Raw genomic sequence first — 17,684 nt, forward strand, 5'->3', positions numbered from 1 at the left:
GCCGTCCGGGGCCCGGTTCTTGACGAGAACGAGGAGAGACACGGGATGGGACTTCGCGGACAGGTACGGACACGGGACGGCTGGGCCGTTCAGCACGCGGTCGTGACCATGACCGATATGACCGGCGCGCAGGTGCTGCGGACCGGGGCGGATCCGGACGGATTGGTACGGGCCGATGTGGCGCTGGCGCCGGGACCGTACACCGTGATCGTGACGGCCGTCGGCTACGCGCCCGTCGCTTCCACGGCGCTGGTCACCGCGAGTGGCCGGGCCGAGGTCGGCACGGTGGTCCTGGCCCGGCAGGGCGGCGTCGAACTGCCGCCGCCGGGTGCCTGGAGCGTGGACCCGGCGCACTCGGCGGTGGGCGCGGTGGCGCAGCATCTGGGGATCTCCAGCGTGCACGGCCGGTTCACGGAGTTCGGCGGCCGGATCGAGATCACCGAGTCCGCCGGGGGTGCGGGCGGTCATGAGGCGTCGCGGGTGGACGCGGTCATCAGCGCGGCGAGCATCGACACGGGCAACGCGCTGCGCGACAAGCACCTCAAGTCCCCGGACTTCCTGGACGTCGAGCGCTTCCCCGAGATCACGTACAGCAGTACCGGACTGACCCCGGCGGGCCCGGACCGCTGGACGGTCCACGGGCAGCTGTCGCTGCACGGTGTCGTACGGGAGGTGGACCTGGACCTGAGCTATCTCGGCACCGGGCCCGACCCCTGGGGCGGTGTCCGGGCGGCCTTCCGCGCGACGACCGAACTGCACCGCGAGGACTTCGCCATGAACTACAACCAGGTGGTGCAGGCGGGCATCTCGGCGATCGGGGCGACGCTGCGGGTGGAGCTGGACATCCAGGCGGTGCAGGGTGAGAGCCTGCCGACGGGGTGATGACGCCCTGCGCCGCGGCTCCGGGGCGTGGAGCCGCTCGTGGCGTTCGTGCGTCGTAGGCTGCGGACCATGGCACCGAACATCGCAACGAATACGGCCGTGGAACTCGACGGACTGCTGGAGTTCGTACGCCCCCGGCACCGAGCCATCCTCCTGACCACCCGCTCCGACGGCCGCCCGCAGGGCTCCCCGCTCTCCTGCGGGGTGGACGACTCGGGCCGGATCGTCCTCTCCACGTACCCGGAGCGCGCCAAGACACGGAACGCCAAGCGGGACGAGCGGGTGAGCGTGATCGTCCTCTCGGACGACTGGAACGGCCCGTGGGTGCAGATCGACGGGACGGCCGAGGTGATCGACAGCCCGGATTCGGTCGAGCCGCTGGTGGAGTACTACCGGAACATCGCGGGCGAGCATCCGGACTGGGACGAGTACCGGGCGGCGATGGTGAAGCAGGGGAAGTCCATCATCCGTATCACTCCCACCCGTTGGAGCCCGATCGCCACCGGCGGTTTCCCGGCACGGCTGGCTCCGCAGGACTGATGCCGTAACCGTCACCGGTTCTGTCCGGCCGGACAGAACCCGGTGAGCCGCCGTCAGGTGCGGGCGCGCATCGCTTCGATGCCCGCGATGAGGAGTTCGAGCGCGAACGTGAAATCGCGGTCGCGCATGTCCGCGACCGTGTCGCCGCCACGGGCCGCCATCAGTTCGCCCGCGTTCTCGAACGACTTCTGGAACTCCGGCTGTTCGGTCAACGTGCCCATCGCGTGCTGGAAGTACTCGTCCTGGCTCAGCCCCGCGTCCGTGCAGCGCTGTACGTAGTGGCCCTCGATCGTGCCGAACCCGTACGCGAACTGGAAGACCGCCGCGAGCCCGCCCATCTGGTCCTGCCGCTGTAGACCGGTCCTGGCCATGACGGCCTGGACGGCCGCTGAGAAGGCCATCGAATGCGGGCCGATGTTGAGGTACTTGCCGACGAGCGGGGAGACCCAGGAGTGGCGGACGAGCACCGTCCGGTAGCTGACGGCCAGGTCGCGCAACTGGTCGCGCCAGTCGGCGTGTTCGTCCGTCAGGTCGGGGATACGGACCTCGCCGAAGACAGCGTCCAGGGCGAGTTCCAGCAGGTCGTCCTTGGTGTCGACGTACCAGTAGAGGGACATCGCGGTCACACCCAGCTCGGCGGCCAGCCGGCGCATGGAGAACTTCGCCGGGCCCTCGGTGTCGAGCATCCGTACGGAGACGGCGGTGATGCGGTCGCGATCGAGCCCGCCGGTCGAGTGGGGCTGGGGCTGGGACGGGGACTGGGGCTGGGACGGTGGCTGCGAGTCCGGCTGCGTCCGCGAGTCCGGCCGCGACTGGTCGGAGACCGGGTCGGCGCGTTCGCTCCTGCGGCCGCGGGCCGCCGGCTTCCCCTCCAGCCATACGCTGGTACGGATCGGACGCTTGGTGCTATCGGCTTCCGACGCCATGGGTGAGCCTCCTCGGTTCCTTCCGGCCGGGCGGACCGGTCTCCAGCGACGTGCCCGGGGCCGGCCACGGCCGTCCCCGGCTACTGGGTGACAGCGCGGCCCGCCACCCGGATCCGTTCCTCCCGGAAGCCCGGATGGGGAAACCGGGATGCGGAAGGCCGGATTCGGAAGTCGGGCCGGTCCCGATGCTATGCCTCACCTGGGGAAGCTATGCCTCCCCGGTGGGGGAGGCCGGGGGAGAGACCGGGCGCGAGGCCGGAGGAGAGGCCAGAGGAGAGATGGGAGGAGCGACCGGAGGAGCGACCGTGGCGGGGCCCGGAACCGAGGCCGTTTCCGTTGCCGCGTCCGTACGCTCCGACGGACCCGGCAGGTCCGTACGCTCCGACGGACCCGGCAGGTCCGTACGCTCCGACCGTTCCGCGCGGCGCAGCAGCAGCGCGGCGATCAGTCCGCCCGCCAGGACCGCCGCCGCGCCGACCAACTGGCTCGTCTCCAGGCTCGACGCGAACGCGTCGGAGATCCGCGTCCGTTCCGCGTCCCCCTCCGCCGCCGCGAGCGCCGCGGGCAGCGAGGCCGCTCCCACGGCCGCCGGTACGAGCGTGGCGAAGCGGGAGTTGAGCACGGCGCCCAGGACGGCGACCCCGAGGCCGTTGCCGAACTCGGCCAGCGTGCCGTTGATGCCCGCGCCCACCCCCGCCTTCTCCGGCGGGATCGCGCTCATGATGGCGTTGGCCATGGCCGGCATGGAGAACGCGACACCCGCGCCCATCACGATCAGGCCGAGCATCATCCCGCCGTACCCATGGGCGCCCAGCACCGCGATCGTGGCGAGCCCGGCGGACACCAGGGACATTCCGAGGGCGATGGTCCCCGGGGTGCCGAGCCCGCGCACCACTCGCGCGCCGAGGCCGGTGAGGTTGAGGACGATGACGGTGACCGCGAGCGGAGCCGTACGCAGACCCGCGTCCAACGGGCCGTACCCCAGGACGAACTGGAGGTGCTGGGTCAGCAGGAAGAGCGAGCCGCTCATGCCGAAGGCGACCAGGATGGCGCCACCGACCGCGCCGATGAAGCGCTGGTTGCGGAAGAAGTTCATGTCCAGCATCGGGTACGGGATACGCAGCTCCCAGAACACGAAGAGCGCGAGGACGATCACCCCGACGGCGGTCGAGAGCAGGACCGGTCCCGAGGTCCAGCCGTGGTCGGGGCCGGCGATGATCGCGTACACGACGGCGGTCATACCGATGGTGGAGAGCAGCGCGCCGAGCAGATCGGGGCGGTCGCCCTCCTTGGTCTTCGACTCCGGTACGAGTGCGACGACGGCGAACACCCCGATGACCGCGACCGGGATGTTGATCAGGAAGATCGCGCCCCACCAGTAGTGGTTGAGCAGCGCGCCGCCGATCAGCGGACCGGCGGCGAATCCGAGGGAGTTGACCGTCGACCAGATGCCGATCGCCTTGACGCGCTCGGTGTCGTCGAAGATCTGGACGACGACGGCGAGGGTGGTGGTGATCAGCAGTGCGCCGCCTACGCCCATCCCGGCGCGGGCGGCGATCAACTGGCTGCTGGACTGGGCGAACGCGGCGGCGAGCGAGCCGATCCCGAACAGAGTGAGCCCCGCGATCAGCAGCTTCTTGCGACCGTAACGGTCGGCGGCGTTGCCCGCGGAGAGCAGCAGGCCCGACTGGACCAGGGAGTAGGCGTTGATCATCCACTGGATGTCGGCGGTGGAGGCGTCCAGTTCCCGGGTGAGGGAGGGGATGGCGACGCTGAGGACGGTGTTGTCGAGCAGCACGGTGAGCTGGGCGAGACATATGACACCGAGGATCAGCCAGCGCTGCGGGTGATGTGCGGGGGCGGTGTGGTTCTCGGCGGCCGTCGCCGTCATGAAGAGACTCCTTGCACGGGGTACGGGGTCGTTGCCGTACACCGTACAAGGAGTTCTCATACGCTGTATATCCAGTTGTCCGGCTGGGGCAGGTCGCTTGGCCGGGACAGGTGGCCCTTCCGCGTCAGTCCGGCTTCGGGCTCAGCTGCTGGATCAGCTCGCCTTCTGGGTCAGGTCGTAGAGGGTCGTGCCGTCCACGGTGACCTTCTTGAAGTTGGCCTTCACCCAGGTGGTGAGAGAGGTGTTGCCCCTGTCGCGGCCATCGCCGTCATCGCTGGAGAGGAAGTAGTGGATCTTGCCGTCCGCGACGTACTGCTTGAACTGCGCGAGAGTCGGTGACGGGTCACTTCCGTTGAAGCCGCCGATCGCCATGACCGGCTTCTCGGTGGCGAGTTGATAGCTGGCGGCGTTCTGGGAGCCGATGGCCGCGGCTGCCCAGGTGTAGTCGGAGGCGTTCTTCTTGAGAGTGGCCTCGACCTTGGAGTTGACGGTCTGGCCGTCGAGGAGGCCGCTCATCCCGCCTCCGCCGCCCATGCCACCCTCGCGCATTCCGTTCTGCTGCTGGCTGTTCTGGCCGTTCTGGCTGTTCTGGCCGTTCTGCTGAGGGGGCTGGCCCATCTGACCGCCGCCTGTCGGAGGCCGGCCCATCCCCTGCCCCGCGCCCTGAGCCTGCCCCGTCCCCTGAGCCTGCCCCGTCCCCTGAGCCTGGCCCTGGCCCGTGCCCTGGCCCGTGCCCTGCTGGCCGGGCGGCCGCATCATGCCGCCGTTACCGCCACCGCCGGGACGACCGCCGCCGAATCCGCCGCCGGGGCCGCCCCGCGCCGAGGCCGGGCCGGCCGTGATGATCGAGCCCGTGTGCCCCGTGTTGACCGTGGTGAGGGTGTACGCCAGTGGTGCGGCCAGCGAGGCCGCGACCCCGAGACCCGCCGCCGCCAGCGCGAGGCGCCGGCCGAACCGTCCTACGAGGAGCAGCCCGGCCGCGGCCACCAGGCCGCCGACCAGTACCGCCCAGCGCAGCCACGGCAGATAGTCCGGGGTCCGGCCGAGCAGGACGTACGCCCAGACCGCCGTACCCGCGGCCGTCGCTCCCAGCGCCAGCGACGCCAGGAACGACGCACGCTCCTCCCACAGCATCGTGACTCCCATGCCGACGACGGCCGCGATGTACGGGGCCAGCGCGACCGTGTAGTACTCGTGGAAGATGCCGGCCATGAAGCTGAAGACCCCCAGGGTCATCAGCAGCGCCCCGCCCCACACCAGGAACGCCGAGCGGGCCGTGTCCGTACGCGGTGTACGCCGGGTCACCACGAAACCCGCGACGAGGAGCAGCAGCGCGGCGGGCAGCAGCCAGGAGATCTGGCCGCCGACGCTCTCGTTGAACATCCGGCCGATACCGGTCTCGCCCCAGCCGCGACCGCCACCGGGCCCGCCACCGGCGTCGCCGCCTCCGCCACCGCCGCCGACGCTTCCGGTCTCGTTGCCGTTGATCCGGCCGAGGCCGTTGTAGCCGAAGGTGAGTTCCAGGAAGGAGTTGTTCTGCGAACCGCCGATGTACGGACGCGAGGACGCGGGCCACAGCTCCACGATCGCGACCCACCAGCCACCGGAGACGATCATGGCGAGACCGGCCAGAGCCAGCTGACCGAACCTGCGCTTCACGGACGTGGGCGCGCACACCGCGTACACCAGCGCCAGGGGCGGCAGGATCAGGAACGCCTGGAGCGTCTTCGTGAGGAACGCGAAGCCGACCACGGCTCCCGCCCACACGAGCCACTTGGTCCGGGCACCTTCCAGCGCGCGCAGCACGCAGTAGATGGTGACGGTCATCAGCAGCGCGAGCAGCGCGTCCGGGTTGTTGAAGCGGAACATCAGCGAGGCGACCGGCGTCAGCACCAGCACCACGCTCGCGATCAGCCCGGCGACGGCGCTGAAGCGGCGGCGTACGGCGGCGTACAGCACCGCGACCGTACCGACGCCCATCAGCACCTCGGGCACCAGGATCTGCCAGGACCCGAGACCGAAGAGCCGTACGGACAGCGCCATCGGCCAGAGCGCGGCCGGAGGCTTGTCGACGGTGATGGAGTTCGCGGCGTCGGAGGAGCCGAAGAAGAAGGCCTTCCAGCTCTCGCTGCCCGCCTGGACGGCGGCGGAGTAGAAGGAGTTGGCGTAACCGGAAGCGCTCAGGTTCCAGAGCTGGAGGACCGTGGCCGCGAGGAGGAGGCCGAGGAAGGCCGGGCGTACCCAGGGGGCGTCCTCGGGCCTGCCCCGCCAGAAGCGGGCGGCGCGGCCGGTGCCGAGGCGGTCCGGGCCGTCCGCCGCCGCCGGGGGCCCGTCGGGCTGAAGGGTCATGGTCATCGTGCGTTCCTCGGGTCGAGAGCTGCGGAGTCGAAAACGACGGTTTCGGAGGTGGAGGCCGATATGGGGGCGGGAACGGAGGTCAAGGTCGAGGTGGATGTCGATGTGGATGTGGACGCGGGGGCGGGGGCGGAGGCGGGGGCGGAGGCGAAGTCGTCCGTACGACGGTCCGGGAAGACCCAGGCACGCAGCAGGAGGAACCGCAGGACCGTCGCCGCGAGATTGGCGGCGATGAGCACGGCCAGCTCGGTGGAGTGGGAGGGCGTCCCGGAGGCCACGTCCAGCGCCGCCAGCGAACCGCTGGTCAGCGCGAGGCCGATCGCGAAGACGACCAGGCCCTGGGCCTGGTGGCGTACGGCGTTCTCCCGGCCCCGTACCCCGAAGGTGAGCCTCCGGTTGGCGGCGGTGTTGGCGATCGCGGAGACCAGCAGGGCGGCGGCATTGGCGAGTTGTGGACTCGCGGTGGTTCGGAAGAGGGAATAGAGGAGAAGATAGAAGAGCGTGGACAGGGCGCCCACGACACAGAAGCCGACCAGTTGCCGGGCGAGACCGCCAGGCACCCCACCGATCCGGCGGTCCCTCGGGTCATCCCCGAAGGGCCTCGACAGCCGGTCCAAAGGCAGCGCGCCCACAGCAAGTGCCCGCCCGACCCGCCAGACGCCCTTGAGATCCTCGGTTGCCGTCTTCACGATGTGCACCGTGCTGTTGGGGTCATCGACCCAGTCCACCGGCACCTCATGGATCCGCAGTCCGGCACGCTCGGCGAGCACCAGCATCTCGGTGTCGAAGAACCACCCGGTGTCCTCGACCATCGGCAGCAGCCGCTGGGCGACATCGCCCCGTATGGCCTTGAAACCGCACTGCGCGTCACTGAAGCGCGCGGAGAGGGAGGACTTGAGGATCAAGTTGTACGCCCGCGAGATGAACTCGCGCTTGGGACCGCGCACCACCCGCGACGAGCGGGCCAGCCGGGAGCCGATCGCCAGATCGGAGTGCCCGGAGATCAGCGGGGCGACCAGCGGCAGCAGCGCGTTGAGGTCGGTGGACAGGTCCACGTCCATATAGGCGAGGACCGGCGAATCGGAATGCGACCAGACGGTTCGGAGCGCCCTGCCCCGGCCCTTCTGCTCCAGGCGGTACGCCCGCACCTCGGGGATCGTCGCGTCGAGCGACGCCGCCACCTCAGGGGTGCGGTCGGTGCTCGCGTTGTCCGCGACCGTGATGCGGAAGCTGTACGGGAAGGTGCGGGCGAGGTGGTCGTGCAGGCGCCGCACACAGGGTTCGAGGTCCTGCTCCTCGTTGTAGACGGGAATGATCACGTCGAGCACGGGGGCGTCGGTCACCTCGACCGGGAGGTGCTCCCGGGCCGGGAGAGTGCCCCAAGGGGTGTCGGTTCGCATGGTCCAACACTCGCCAGGGGCGCTGTCACGGCCGTGTGGTGACGCTGTGCCCTGTCTGTGAGTCGTCGCCGAATGCCTCGCCGAATGCCTCAGGCTCCGGCGCCGGGCCCGGCTGCCGTGCGTGGAGCTGGTGTTGCGCGTGCAGGTCGTGTTGCGCGTGCATCTGGTGCTGGTGCTGGTGCTGGTGCTGCTCGGGCAGCTGGTGCTGCTCGGGCGGGATCGGCAGACGTACGGAGAACACGGTCCGGCCGGGCACGCTCTGTACGTCCACGGTCCCGCCGTGCGCGGTGACGACCGCCTGGACGATCGCGAGGCCGAGGCCCGTGGAACCGGCGGCGCGGGAGCGTGACGCGTCGCCGCGCGCGAACCGTTCGAAGACATGAGGGAGGAGCGTGGGAGGAATTCCGGGACCGTCGTCCTGCACTTCGAGTACGACGGAGGGCGAATCGACCGGGAGCGAACCCACGGAGAGCGAACCGACGTATGGCGAACCGGCGGAGAGCGAACCGACAGTGGGCGAACCAGCGGAGAGCGAACCGGCGGAGAGTGAACCGGCGGAGGAAAAGCCGTTCGACGACCAGCCGTTCCTCGCCCCGCCGTCGCTTCGGCGGACACGTGCGGTGACGGTCGTGCCGGGCGGGGTGTGCGTCCGCGCGTTGCCGAGCAGGTTGACGAGCACCTGGTGGAGGCGGGACCCGTCGCCGTGCACGACGGCAGCGGGCTGGTCGGGCTCGGGGAGTTCCAGGCGCCAGTGGTGGCTCTGGCCCGCGGCATGGGCGTCGCTCACCGCGTCCACGACCAGAGGGGAGAGATCGGTGCTCTCGTACGAGAGCGGGCGTCCGGCGTCCAGACGTGCCAGCAGCAGCAAGTCCTCGACCAGGCCGGTCATCCGTTCCGCCTCGGCCTCGATGCGTCCGAGGGCGTGCCGGGTGTCGGGTCCGGTCTCCTCACGGCCGCGCCGGGTCAGTTCGGCGTATCCCCGGATCGAGGCGAGTGGCGTACGGAGTTCATGGCCGGCGTCGGCGACGAACTGCCGTACCCGCGTCTCGCTCTCCTGCCGGGACGCGAGGGCGGAGCCGACATGCCCGAGCATCCGGTTGAGGGCGGCGCCGACCTGTCCGATCTCGGTGCGGGAGTCGGCCTCGGCGGCCGGGACCCGTTCGAGAGGGGCCACCTCGCCGGTGTGCAAAGGAAGTTCGGAGACCCGGGTGGCCGTGTGCGCGACGCGGCTGAGCGGCCGCAGCGCGACCCCGACGAGGGCGCCGCCGGCGATCCCGGCAGCGATCACCCCGGCGAGGGTGACGCAGATTTCCACGATCACCAGGGTGTTGAGGTTGTTCTGCACCTCCGTGAGGGGCACGCCGACGAGGAAGTCGCCATTGATGCCGGAGATGTAGGTGACCCGGTAGTCGGTGTTGTCGTCGCCGGGGAGCCTGACGGTGTGCGGGCTGGTGTCCCGTGGGACGGTGGCGAGCGCGGCCGTCTGCGCCTTGGTGAGCGGTGTTTCCTCGACATCCGTCACGGAGTCCTCGGTCTTCCTGGTGCTGATGAGGCCTCGGCCGACGCTGCCGTCGTCCGACACGGCCGCACCGAGCGTGCCGAGAGGCGTGCCACCGCTCGTGACGATCCTCAGCGGGTCCTTGCCCTGCGGCAGGCTGCCACCAGGCCCCACCCCGTCCCGGATGCTGCCCTGCGGCGGCCCGCCGGCCCGCTTGGCTATGTCGCTGACCTGCGTGTCCAGCTGGTCGTACAGATAGGAGCGGAACGCGATCGTCGTGACCGCCCCGATCACCGTCCCCACCACGGCGATCAGCATGACCGCCGACACCACCAGCCGGGTCCGCAGCGACCAGCGCCGCCCCGCCACATGTTTCAACGTGGTGCGCCTCATCGCGGGGCGTCGGCCGGATCGGCCGGTTTGATCAGGTAGCCCGCACCACGCCGGGTGTGGATCATCGGCGCGCGCCCCGCGTCGATCTTCCGTCGCAGATAGGAGATGTAGAGCTCGACCACGTTGGCCTGACCGCCGAAGTCGTACGACCACACCCGGTCGAGGATCTGTGCCTTGCTCAGCACCCGGCGCGGGTTGCGCATCAAATAGCGCAGCAGTTCGAACTCGGTCGCCGTCAGATGGATCGAGTGCCCGTCACGGGTGACGTCGTGGCTGTCCTCGTCGAGTGTCAGGTCCCCGACGACCAGCAGCGACTCGCTGCGGACGGCCGCCGCGCCCGACCGCCGTATCAGCCCGCGCAGCCGGGCCACGACCTCCTCCAGGCTGAACGGCTTGGTGACATAGTCGTCGCCGCCCGCCGTCAGCCCGGCGATCCGGTCCTCGACGGCGTCCTTCGCGGTGAGGAAGAGCACCGGAACCTGCGGCAGATCGCGCCGCAGCCGGCCCAGCACCGCCAGCCCGTCCATGTCGGGCAGCATCACGTCCAGTACGACCGCGTCGGGCCGGAACTCCCGCGCCGAACGCATCGCGCCCGCGCCGTCACCGGCGCTGCGCACCTCCCAGCCCTCGTAGCGCAGGGCCATGGACAGCAACTCGGTCAGCGAAGCCTCGTCATCGACGACGAGCACCCGGACAGGGCTCCCGTCCGGCCTGAGCATTTCGGTGCGCCCGCGGGGCGAGGTGAGGGTCATGCTGCTCACCCTGGCGAGCACCCCTGAGAGCGTCCTTTCCAGTTCCTGTGAATTACCTGAGAAAGCCTTGGGAGCCCGAAGAGCCGTGCCCCGTTCCCGTAACAGACCGCTCGTAGCCAGTCGTCCCCCAGCCCGAGCCGTTCCAGGGCCTCCAACTGGTGGACGTACGGATACGGAAGGTTGGGGAAGTCCGACCCGAGCAGGATCCGGTCCCCCAGGTCCGCGAGCCGCCCCTTCTCCGCCGCCGGGAACGGCGCGAAGCCCTCGCTGAAGTCGGTGAACGCCATGGTCGTGTCCAGTGCGACCTCCCCGTACCGCTCCGCGAGGTCCAGGAAGTCCGCGTACTCCGGCATCCCGAGGTGCGCGACGACCAGCCGTAGCCGAGGATGGCGCGCCAGCAGCCGCCCGACCGGCTCGGGCCCGGTGTGCCTGCCCGGCACGGGCCCCGAACCGCAGTGCGTCACCACCGGGACACCCGCCTCGGCGAGCAGCCCCCAGACCGGATCGAGCCGCTCGTCGTTCGGGTCGTACGCCCCGACCTGGAGATGCGACTTGAAGATCCGCGCGCCGCTCTCGACGGCCTCGCGTACGTAGGACTCGACGCCTTCCTCGGGGAAGAACGTGGCCGTCCGCAGGCAGTCGGGGGTACGGGCGGCGAACGCGGCGGCCCAGCCGTTCAGCCAGTCGGCCATCCCGGGCTTGTGGGGATAGAGCATCGAGGTGAACGCCCGCACGCCGAACGCCCGCAGCAGCGCGACGCGTTCGTCCTCCGCGTGCCGGTAGGAGATGGGCCATTCCCGGCCGATGAGCGGTCCCGCCGCATCGAAGTAGGCCCACACCTTCTCCAGGACGCGTCCGGGCATGAAGTGCGTGTGTACGTCCACGAGGCCGGGCAGCCCGATCCGCTCCAGGAACCGCCGTACGGCTTCGGCTTCCTCCGCGCCCCCGGCCTCGGCCGCGCCCGCGCCCTGGCCCCCGGCCCCGGACTGGCCCCCGGCCTGCGCTCCAGCTCCGGCTCCGGCTCCGGCTCCGGCTCCGGCTCCGGCTCCGGCTCCGGCCGGATGATCATCCATAACACCCACCAACGACCCTCCCCTCAGAAGAGCCCGTCCTGTACGCCGCCGCCGGACACGTCCCGTACCGGCACCGTGACCGTGCCGCCGCCCCCGGCCGGGTCCACAGCGTTCATGTCCACTCCCACCAGCTCCCACCCGCTCATGAGCCGGGTGTCCAGGACGAGCAGTCCGCCGTCGGCCGTCGCGAGATGCAGATCGGGTCCGGCGGCGGCGACCAGCCGCCCGGAGACGACTCCGCCATCGGTCAGTTCGGTCACGACACCGGTGACGGGCGCCGCCCCGGCGCCTTCCAGCCCGAACAACTCCACATGATCGAACCCCACGAACCCCACCCGCTCCAGCGACTGCGGCCACCCGTCCAGCGCGACGGCCCGTGCGTGCAACCGCTCGATCTCGGCGGCCCGTTCCGCGCGTACCGGCAGCGTGGACCGTACGGCCCGTTTCGCCGCGTACGGGATACGGTCCGGCACCCCCAGCGCCGTACGCAACAGCTCCTCCGTCCGCCGCGCGGCCATCAGCGGCCCGCGCCCGAGCCAGCTGAACGACACGGCGCCCTGTTCCAGCAGCCGCGCCGGGCCGCGCTCCTCGGCGGTGATCCCGACCTTCACCATCCCGGGGCCGAACCACGCGAGATAGACGCGGTAGGCCCGGGGATCGTCGGCGACGGTGTCGGCGGCCACGGAGTGCGTCCGGTCGAGCCGCGCGCACTCGGGACACTGCCCGCCGGTACTCCGCCCGGCGACCGGCGCGGCGACGGGACACGCGTTCCCCCGCGCCCCGGCACACCGACGGGCCCCGACGGCCCGGAAGCCCAGGTCACGCCCGTACACCAGGGGACTCTCCCGCCGGTCTCGGCCGGGAGGCCCGCTGTGCCCGCCCAGCGGCCCGCCGTCCCGGCCCGGGGATCTGCCCCACACCAGCACGGGAGCCCCGTCCGGCCACCGAAGCCCGGAGCACTGCCAGCCCATACGCGTACCGCCACTCCGCCGCTCTCGGTCCCGTACCCCGACACCAGAATCCCTCATCCCCGACGATCACCCCGCCCAGTGGCTCCCTGCACTTCCCCAACCCGCGAACACTCGCCAACTCTGTTCGATCGACTGGCAGGATGACAGCGGGAGCAGGGACGGAGACGGCGGACCGACACGGAGGCCTGAGGCAGTGGAGACGACATTCGTACGGTTCCAGGGCACGGAACGCAGCCCGCGCGGCCACTTCCCCGGCGTCTTCGCCCTGGCCAACGGTCTGGCCCGGAAGGGCGTCCTGAGCGACGAGGAGTGGCACTTCTGGCGGTCCAGCAACGACTGGTACGACGCGAACTACCCCGACCCGTCGACCGCCGACCCCGCCGTCTACGACCCCGAGCTGCACCCTGGAGCGGTTGCCTGGTTCAGGTCCTCGGCCGAGGACCTGATCAAGCGGGTGGACGGCTACCTGGACATCCTCACCGCCCACGGCGTCGAATGCCGCATGGTGCAGTCGACGGACCCGGGGAGGATCGTCTACGAGGACGACTACCAGATCGTCGTCGTGCCGCACATACCCCCGCCGCAGCACTTCAAGGGCAACCTGTCGGCCTGAGAAACCGCCGCCGCTCCCCCGGGTCCGAGCGGACCGTCGCCGAACTGATCGGCGCAGGCCGGAAGGCTGTTCCACCCGGTGGCCCGACGCCACCGGCCGGAGAAGTGCGGCGCGTGGCGGCCCTCCCCGTCGGCGCTACGCTGCGGGCCATGACTGAGGCTTTTGTCGGCGGTGGCCAGCACCCGTCGTGCGGAATCTGCCCGTCGCGTCGCTTACCTCTCGGTGAGTTCGACGTGATCGACCGCCCCTCACGCGACTGCCCGTTCGACCCCGCTGACGGTTACCGGTACACAGCGGCCGGCGTGCCCGTATGCGTACACCCGGAGAAGGTCGGGCTTCCGCCGGGCCGGTACAAGAGCGAGGGCACGCCGTTCACGGTGGAGCTGGAACTGCCGGACAGCGCCGCCGAGTTGGACGCGTACTTGTACGGCGTGATGCACGGCGCGGCGCCCGGAGTGCTCCAACTGCTCATCGAACGAGCCGCCCAGGAAATCCCCCGCGCCTTCCCGGAGGTCGACGTACTCCGAACGCTGCGCCGCGCGCTCAACTAGGGCCTGTCCGGCCGGTCTTGTCGGATCGGCCCGGGGCGTCCGGCGCCGTGGATCGCAAGCGCCAGGGCGCGCGCAGGGTGGTTTCCAGTGGGCGTTTCGGCAATGCGGCGAGGCGCGGTGCCAGACGTTCCGGGCCCGGCGAAGACCGGTCGGACAGGGCCGGGGGCCTCTCGTCTGGATCGTGCCGGACTCGGCCCCCTAGAACCCCTACGACCCCCAGTGTGCCGACGGACGAGCGTTCGCGGGGCGGGCGTCGGGTACGACTGGGCGCATGATCTTCCATCTGCTTCCCCTCGACGACTGGCGACGCGCCCCGGACCAGCCGTACGCACCCGCGTCGCTCGCCACCGACGATTTCATCCACTGTTCCCCGGACGAACCGGTCACCCTGGCCATAGCCAACGCGTTCTACCGCGACACGGCGCGCCCGCTGCTGGCGCTGCTCATCGACGAGGACGCGCTGGAACCGCGGCTGGTCTGGCAGCAGGCCGAGAAGGCACCGCCCGGGGTCGCGGACGACACACGGTTCCCGCATGTGTACGGCCCCCTCAACCGGAGCGCGGTGAAGGAGATCCGGGGAGTCGAGTGGGACGCGACCGGTGCCGCGACAGCACTCGTGCCCGCGACGTTCTGACCCACGGTGCCGACGGTCGGGGCCACGTGACCCGCGGTGCGGATGCGGCCCGCGCCGCGGGTGCGGGGCCCGCGATATGCCGGTCAGCCGCCGTGACCGACGGCACGAACGGGTCAGCTCGAACACCCGGCAGTCAGCGACATCACCGCGACCACGCTCAATACGGGCACGGCGGCCCCCGGCCCGCTCCGGCCACCCGACCGTGCGGCGCGCACTGGCGCCCCGCGCCTTGTACACAGACCGCCTCGCGGGACTCTTCAGCCTCGTACTGCCGTCACCGCAGCCCAAAAGAGGTCAGCCGAGACAGGGCCGCTCTGCGGTTCGTCCAGCCATCTCCATGCCGCCACCAGGCAGCGCCCAGAGGTCGTTGTCCCGGCGGCGCTGAAGGAGAATGCGCCCTTCGTCGTCGGTCACCACGGCGGACGCGGCAACCACCAAGCTGTTCGGCTCCGGTGCCGCCGGGTCGTCGTAATACTCGGTCCGCGCCATGATCACGTCACCCTTCCCTCACCGGCGTCGCGGTCTCCCACACCGCGTCGAAGCTGCCGGCGTAGATGTCGAACATGCCGCCCGCTCCACTGCGCCGAAGATGCCACACGGGGGCACCGTAGGCGTTCACGCCCCGGACGTGGGCATTGACCATCGCCTGATCGTCCGCGCGATAGATCGAGTTGTAGAGCGTGGTGGCATGGGTCCGCACCTCGATGCCGGATACCGGAGCAAGGGGGCGACAGTGCATGAGGGCGAGTCGGCAACGGGACTCGCTCCCGTGGCCGAACTTCTCTTCCCGACCGCACTGTTGGACGTTCACGCTGTCCGGGTCGCCGAGCGCGATGCGGAACCGTACACCCGTCGGCAGCTCGCTCTCATAACAGGTCGTTGAGCCGCGGGTACGCCTCGTGGAGGAAGACGGCGGCATACACCAACACGTCGATGTGCTCGCGGGCCTTCGTCAGCATGTCCACGAAGGTGGACACGGGGATGTCCGCCCGCTGGTCGTGGAGAGCCACGAGTTCCGGACTGACAGCGCGGGCAGGGCGGGCCTGCCGGAGCGCGGGCCATAGGGCGTGCACGTCATCTCCTAGCGTTTGCGCTGTCAGCATGGCTGTGGCGCGGCGCGGCGTACGCCCCGAATTGACCCATCGTTCGACGGACTTGGGATCGGCTTCGGCCTTGTCCGCGAGGGCGGTGTACGTCCAGCCGCCGGCCGCCATGGCGGCGCGTAGGCGGTCCGGAATGGGATGCCGTACCGGACAACGTGGTGGCGCCGAGTCCGCGGGAGGAACTGAACGCCCGCCTGGCCATCAAGAACGGCAACAGTCGGTTAGGGCTGTGATGCACGCTATCGGCCAGTACGCAGGTGTCCTGCTCATCAAGGTTCACGTGGCGGGGATCCCGATCCGTCCGCTCTCGCATTCCATACGCCCATCTGCCTCACGCCACGCCCACCTACGATTTCCTCGAGCCGAGGCTGAATAGCGAATTCACGAAGATCACCCGTTTGCGCCCCATCACCGCGCACTTCTTAGTGTTATATCCCAACGACAGAAAAAGACGGTCTGCGCAATCCGGGAAGTTCCCGCTATGCCACCGTCCCACTCAGGAGTTGGTCTCTCGATGACGCTTGAATTTCCTGTCGTGACGCTAAGACGCACGATGTCGACTTGGGCCTCGTCGGTGCTCACTTTGGTGCTCACCGCCACTGTGATCGCCGCTACGTCAACGCAGGCGGTTGCCCTCGCCACCCCTGTGCCTCTGGGTACGGCGACAAGTTTCGCGGTTCTGGCCGGTCAGTCCGTCACCAACACCGGTCCTTCGGTGATCACCGGAGACCTCGGCGTGAGTCCGGGAACGGCGATCAGCGGGTTCCCTCCGGGTCTGGTGAACGGGGTCCAGCACTCCGCGGACGCGGTTGCCCTTCAGGCCGAGACGGACCTGGTCGCGGCGTACAACAACGCCGCCGGACAGGCCACGAACGGCGCCCTTCCCCCGGACGCCGGTGGTCTGGAGCTCGTTCCGGGCGTCTACACCTCCTCGTCGACGCTCGGGCTCACCGGCACCCTCACCCTGGATGCCCAGGGCGACCCCAACGCCGTCTGGGTGTTCCAGGTCGGTTCGGGTCTTACCACGGCGTCCGCCAGCCGAGTGCTCCTGATCAACGGCGCTTCGCCGTGCAATGTGTACTGGCAGATCGGCAGTTCGGCCACGCTGGGCACCGGCACCACGTTCGTGGGCACCATCATGGTCCTGACCTCCATCTCGGTGACCACGAACGCGAGCATCGACGGCCGGGCGCTGGCCCGTAATGGTTCGGTGACGCTGGACACCAACAGGATCACCCGCCCGCAGTGCGGCACCACCACCGGGGGGACCACGACCACCGGAACCACCACCGGTACGACAACCGGAACCACAACGGGCACCACAACGGGCACCACCACCGGTACGACAGCCGGTACGACGACCGGTACGACGACCGGCACCACCACCGCAGGTACATCGGGCAGCGCCACCAGCGGCTTGCTCGGCGGGGTTCTCGGTGGCCTGACGACGGGTGGAGTCACCAACGGCGGTGTTCTGGGAGGCGTCCTGACGGGAGGCGTCGTCGCGGGGAACACGGCCGGCAACATCACGGGCGGGAATGTGACCGGTGGCAACGCTGGTGGCCCCGTCACACCTCCGCACCACGGCAAGCCCGGCCACGGACACCACGGCAAGCCCGAACACGGCGGGCCCGGTCACGGACACCATGGCAAGCCCGAACACGGCAAGCCTGGTCACGGGGACCACGGCAAGCCCGAACACGGCAAGCCTGGTCACGGGGACCACGGCAAGCCGGGCGGCTGGGAGGACCACGGCAAGCCGGAGCACGGCAAGCCCGAGCACGCGGACCACGGAAAGCCCGGCGGCTGGGAAGACCACGGCAAGCCGGAGCACGGCAAGCCGGGTGACTGGGAAGGCCACCAGGGCTACGGTGACAAGCCGGACATGTCCGGTTACCAGGGCGACGACAAGGGCCATGGCGACCAGCCCGGCGAGCACGAGGGCTTCAACGGTTAAGAGTGCGAGCAGGACCGGTGGCGGGGGGGGGGGGGGGGGGGGTTGGGGGGCCCCCCGGCCCGGGCTATAAAAAAAAAAAACCGTATGAAAAGCGCCGGTCTGCGCGCCGGGGTGGGGGTGGGGGGGGGTGGTGTATTAGAAGGGT

General features: G+C 70.1%; 14 protein-coding genes and 2 pseudogenes. 6 read left to right on the plus strand and 10 right to left on the minus strand.

What is annotated here, in order from left to right; all coding sequences use genetic code 11:
• The first annotated feature begins 45 nt into the window (after positions 1-45).
• The gene (locus ACIOJD_RS21390) at positions 46-882 is read left to right on the plus strand and encodes a YceI family protein (protein ID WP_401915932.1); all 837 of its coding nucleotides are present in this window, start codon (positions 46-48) and stop codon (positions 880-882) included.
• Positions 883-951: 69 nt separating this feature from the next.
• On the plus strand, positions 952-1,422 hold the full coding sequence (locus ACIOJD_RS21395; RefSeq protein WP_401881975.1) for a PPOX class F420-dependent oxidoreductase: 471 nt from the start codon (positions 952-954) through the stop codon (positions 1,420-1,422).
• 53 nt (positions 1,423-1,475) lie between these two features.
• On the opposite strand, the gene ACIOJD_RS21400 is transcribed toward ACIOJD_RS21395, so the two are convergent.
• The 8 genes from ACIOJD_RS21400 to ACIOJD_RS21435 form a co-directional block, all read right to left on the minus strand.
• Positions 1,476-2,348 carry a TetR/AcrR family transcriptional regulator gene (locus ACIOJD_RS21400; RefSeq protein WP_401915935.1) on the minus strand — a complete coding sequence of 291 codons (873 nt, stop codon included), beginning with the start codon at positions 2,346-2,348 and terminating at the stop codon, positions 1,476-1,478.
• 208 nt (positions 2,349-2,556) lie between these two features.
• Positions 2,557-4,239 carry an MFS transporter gene (locus tag ACIOJD_RS21405; RefSeq protein WP_401915937.1) on the minus strand — a complete coding sequence of 561 codons (1,683 nt, stop codon included), beginning with the start codon at positions 4,237-4,239 and terminating at the stop codon, positions 2,557-2,559.
• Positions 4,240-4,392: 153 nt separating this feature from the next.
• Positions 4,393-6,594, minus strand: a complete 2,202-nt coding sequence (locus ACIOJD_RS21410) for an ArnT family glycosyltransferase (protein ID WP_401915940.1) — start codon at positions 6,592-6,594, stop codon at positions 4,393-4,395.
• Complete coding sequence (locus ACIOJD_RS21415) at positions 6,591-7,994, minus strand: glycosyltransferase (protein ID WP_401915942.1); 1,404 nt, start codon at positions 7,992-7,994, stop codon at positions 6,591-6,593. The genes ACIOJD_RS21410 and ACIOJD_RS21415 overlap by 4 nt, the downstream gene beginning before the upstream one ends.
• Before the next feature lie 25 nt (positions 7,995-8,019).
• The gene (locus ACIOJD_RS21420) at positions 8,020-9,885 is read right to left on the minus strand and encodes a sensor histidine kinase (protein ID WP_401915945.1); all 1,866 of its coding nucleotides are present in this window, start codon (positions 9,883-9,885) and stop codon (positions 8,020-8,022) included.
• Positions 9,882-10,637, minus strand: a complete 756-nt coding sequence (locus tag ACIOJD_RS21425) for a response regulator transcription factor (RefSeq protein ID WP_401915948.1) — start codon at positions 10,635-10,637, stop codon at positions 9,882-9,884. Before ACIOJD_RS21425 ends, ACIOJD_RS21420 begins: the two co-directional genes overlap by 4 nt.
• A 5-nt stretch (positions 10,638-10,642) precedes the next feature.
• Positions 10,643-11,710 (minus strand): amidohydrolase family protein, encoded by a 1,068-nt coding sequence (locus ACIOJD_RS21430; protein ID WP_401915949.1) that lies wholly within the window; start codon positions 11,708-11,710, stop codon positions 10,643-10,645.
• A gap of 23 nt (positions 11,711-11,733) precedes the next feature.
• Positions 11,734-12,681: a DUF2797 domain-containing protein gene (locus tag ACIOJD_RS21435; protein ID WP_401915951.1), complete on the minus strand. Its 948-nt coding sequence runs from the start codon at positions 12,679-12,681 to the stop codon at positions 11,734-11,736.
• 193 nt (positions 12,682-12,874) lie between these two features.
• Between ACIOJD_RS21435 and ACIOJD_RS21440 the strand changes: the two genes are divergently transcribed.
• The 3 genes from ACIOJD_RS21440 to ACIOJD_RS21450 all read left to right on the plus strand — a co-directional run bounded on the left by ACIOJD_RS21440 (position 12,875) and on the right by ACIOJD_RS21450 (position 14,479).
• Complete coding sequence (locus tag ACIOJD_RS21440; RefSeq protein ID WP_401915953.1) at positions 12,875-13,294, plus strand: hypothetical protein; 420 nt, start codon at positions 12,875-12,877, stop codon at positions 13,292-13,294.
• 149 nt (positions 13,295-13,443) lie between these two features.
• Complete coding sequence (locus tag ACIOJD_RS21445; protein ID WP_401915955.1) at positions 13,444-13,845, plus strand: hypothetical protein; 402 nt, start codon at positions 13,444-13,446, stop codon at positions 13,843-13,845.
• A 271-nt stretch (positions 13,846-14,116) separates the two neighbouring features.
• Positions 14,117-14,479, plus strand: a complete 363-nt coding sequence (locus ACIOJD_RS21450) for a DUF952 domain-containing protein (protein WP_401915958.1) — start codon at positions 14,117-14,119, stop codon at positions 14,477-14,479.
• Positions 14,480-14,809: 330 nt separating this feature from the next.
• Here the strand turns inward: ACIOJD_RS21450 and ACIOJD_RS21455 are convergent.
• Together ACIOJD_RS21455 and ACIOJD_RS21460 are read right to left on the minus strand one after the other, a co-directional pair.
• Positions 14,810-14,968 (minus strand): annotated as a pseudogene (locus ACIOJD_RS21455) (NUDIX domain-containing protein); the annotation flags it as partial.
• 7 nt (positions 14,969-14,975) lie between these two features.
• Positions 14,976-15,693, minus strand: a pseudogene (locus ACIOJD_RS21460) (XRE family transcriptional regulator).
• Between the two features lie 442 nt (positions 15,694-16,135).
• On the opposite strand from ACIOJD_RS21460, the gene ACIOJD_RS21465 reads away from it, so the two are divergent.
• Complete coding sequence (locus ACIOJD_RS21465) at positions 16,136-17,539, plus strand: ice-binding family protein (RefSeq protein WP_401915960.1); 1,404 nt, start codon at positions 16,136-16,138, stop codon at positions 17,537-17,539.
• Positions 17,540-17,684: the final 145 nt, after the last annotated feature.

It is taken from the genome of Streptomyces sp. NPDC088116 (genome assembly GCF_044741745.1).
Lineage (GTDB): Bacteria > Actinomycetota > Actinomycetes > Streptomycetales > Streptomycetaceae > Streptomyces.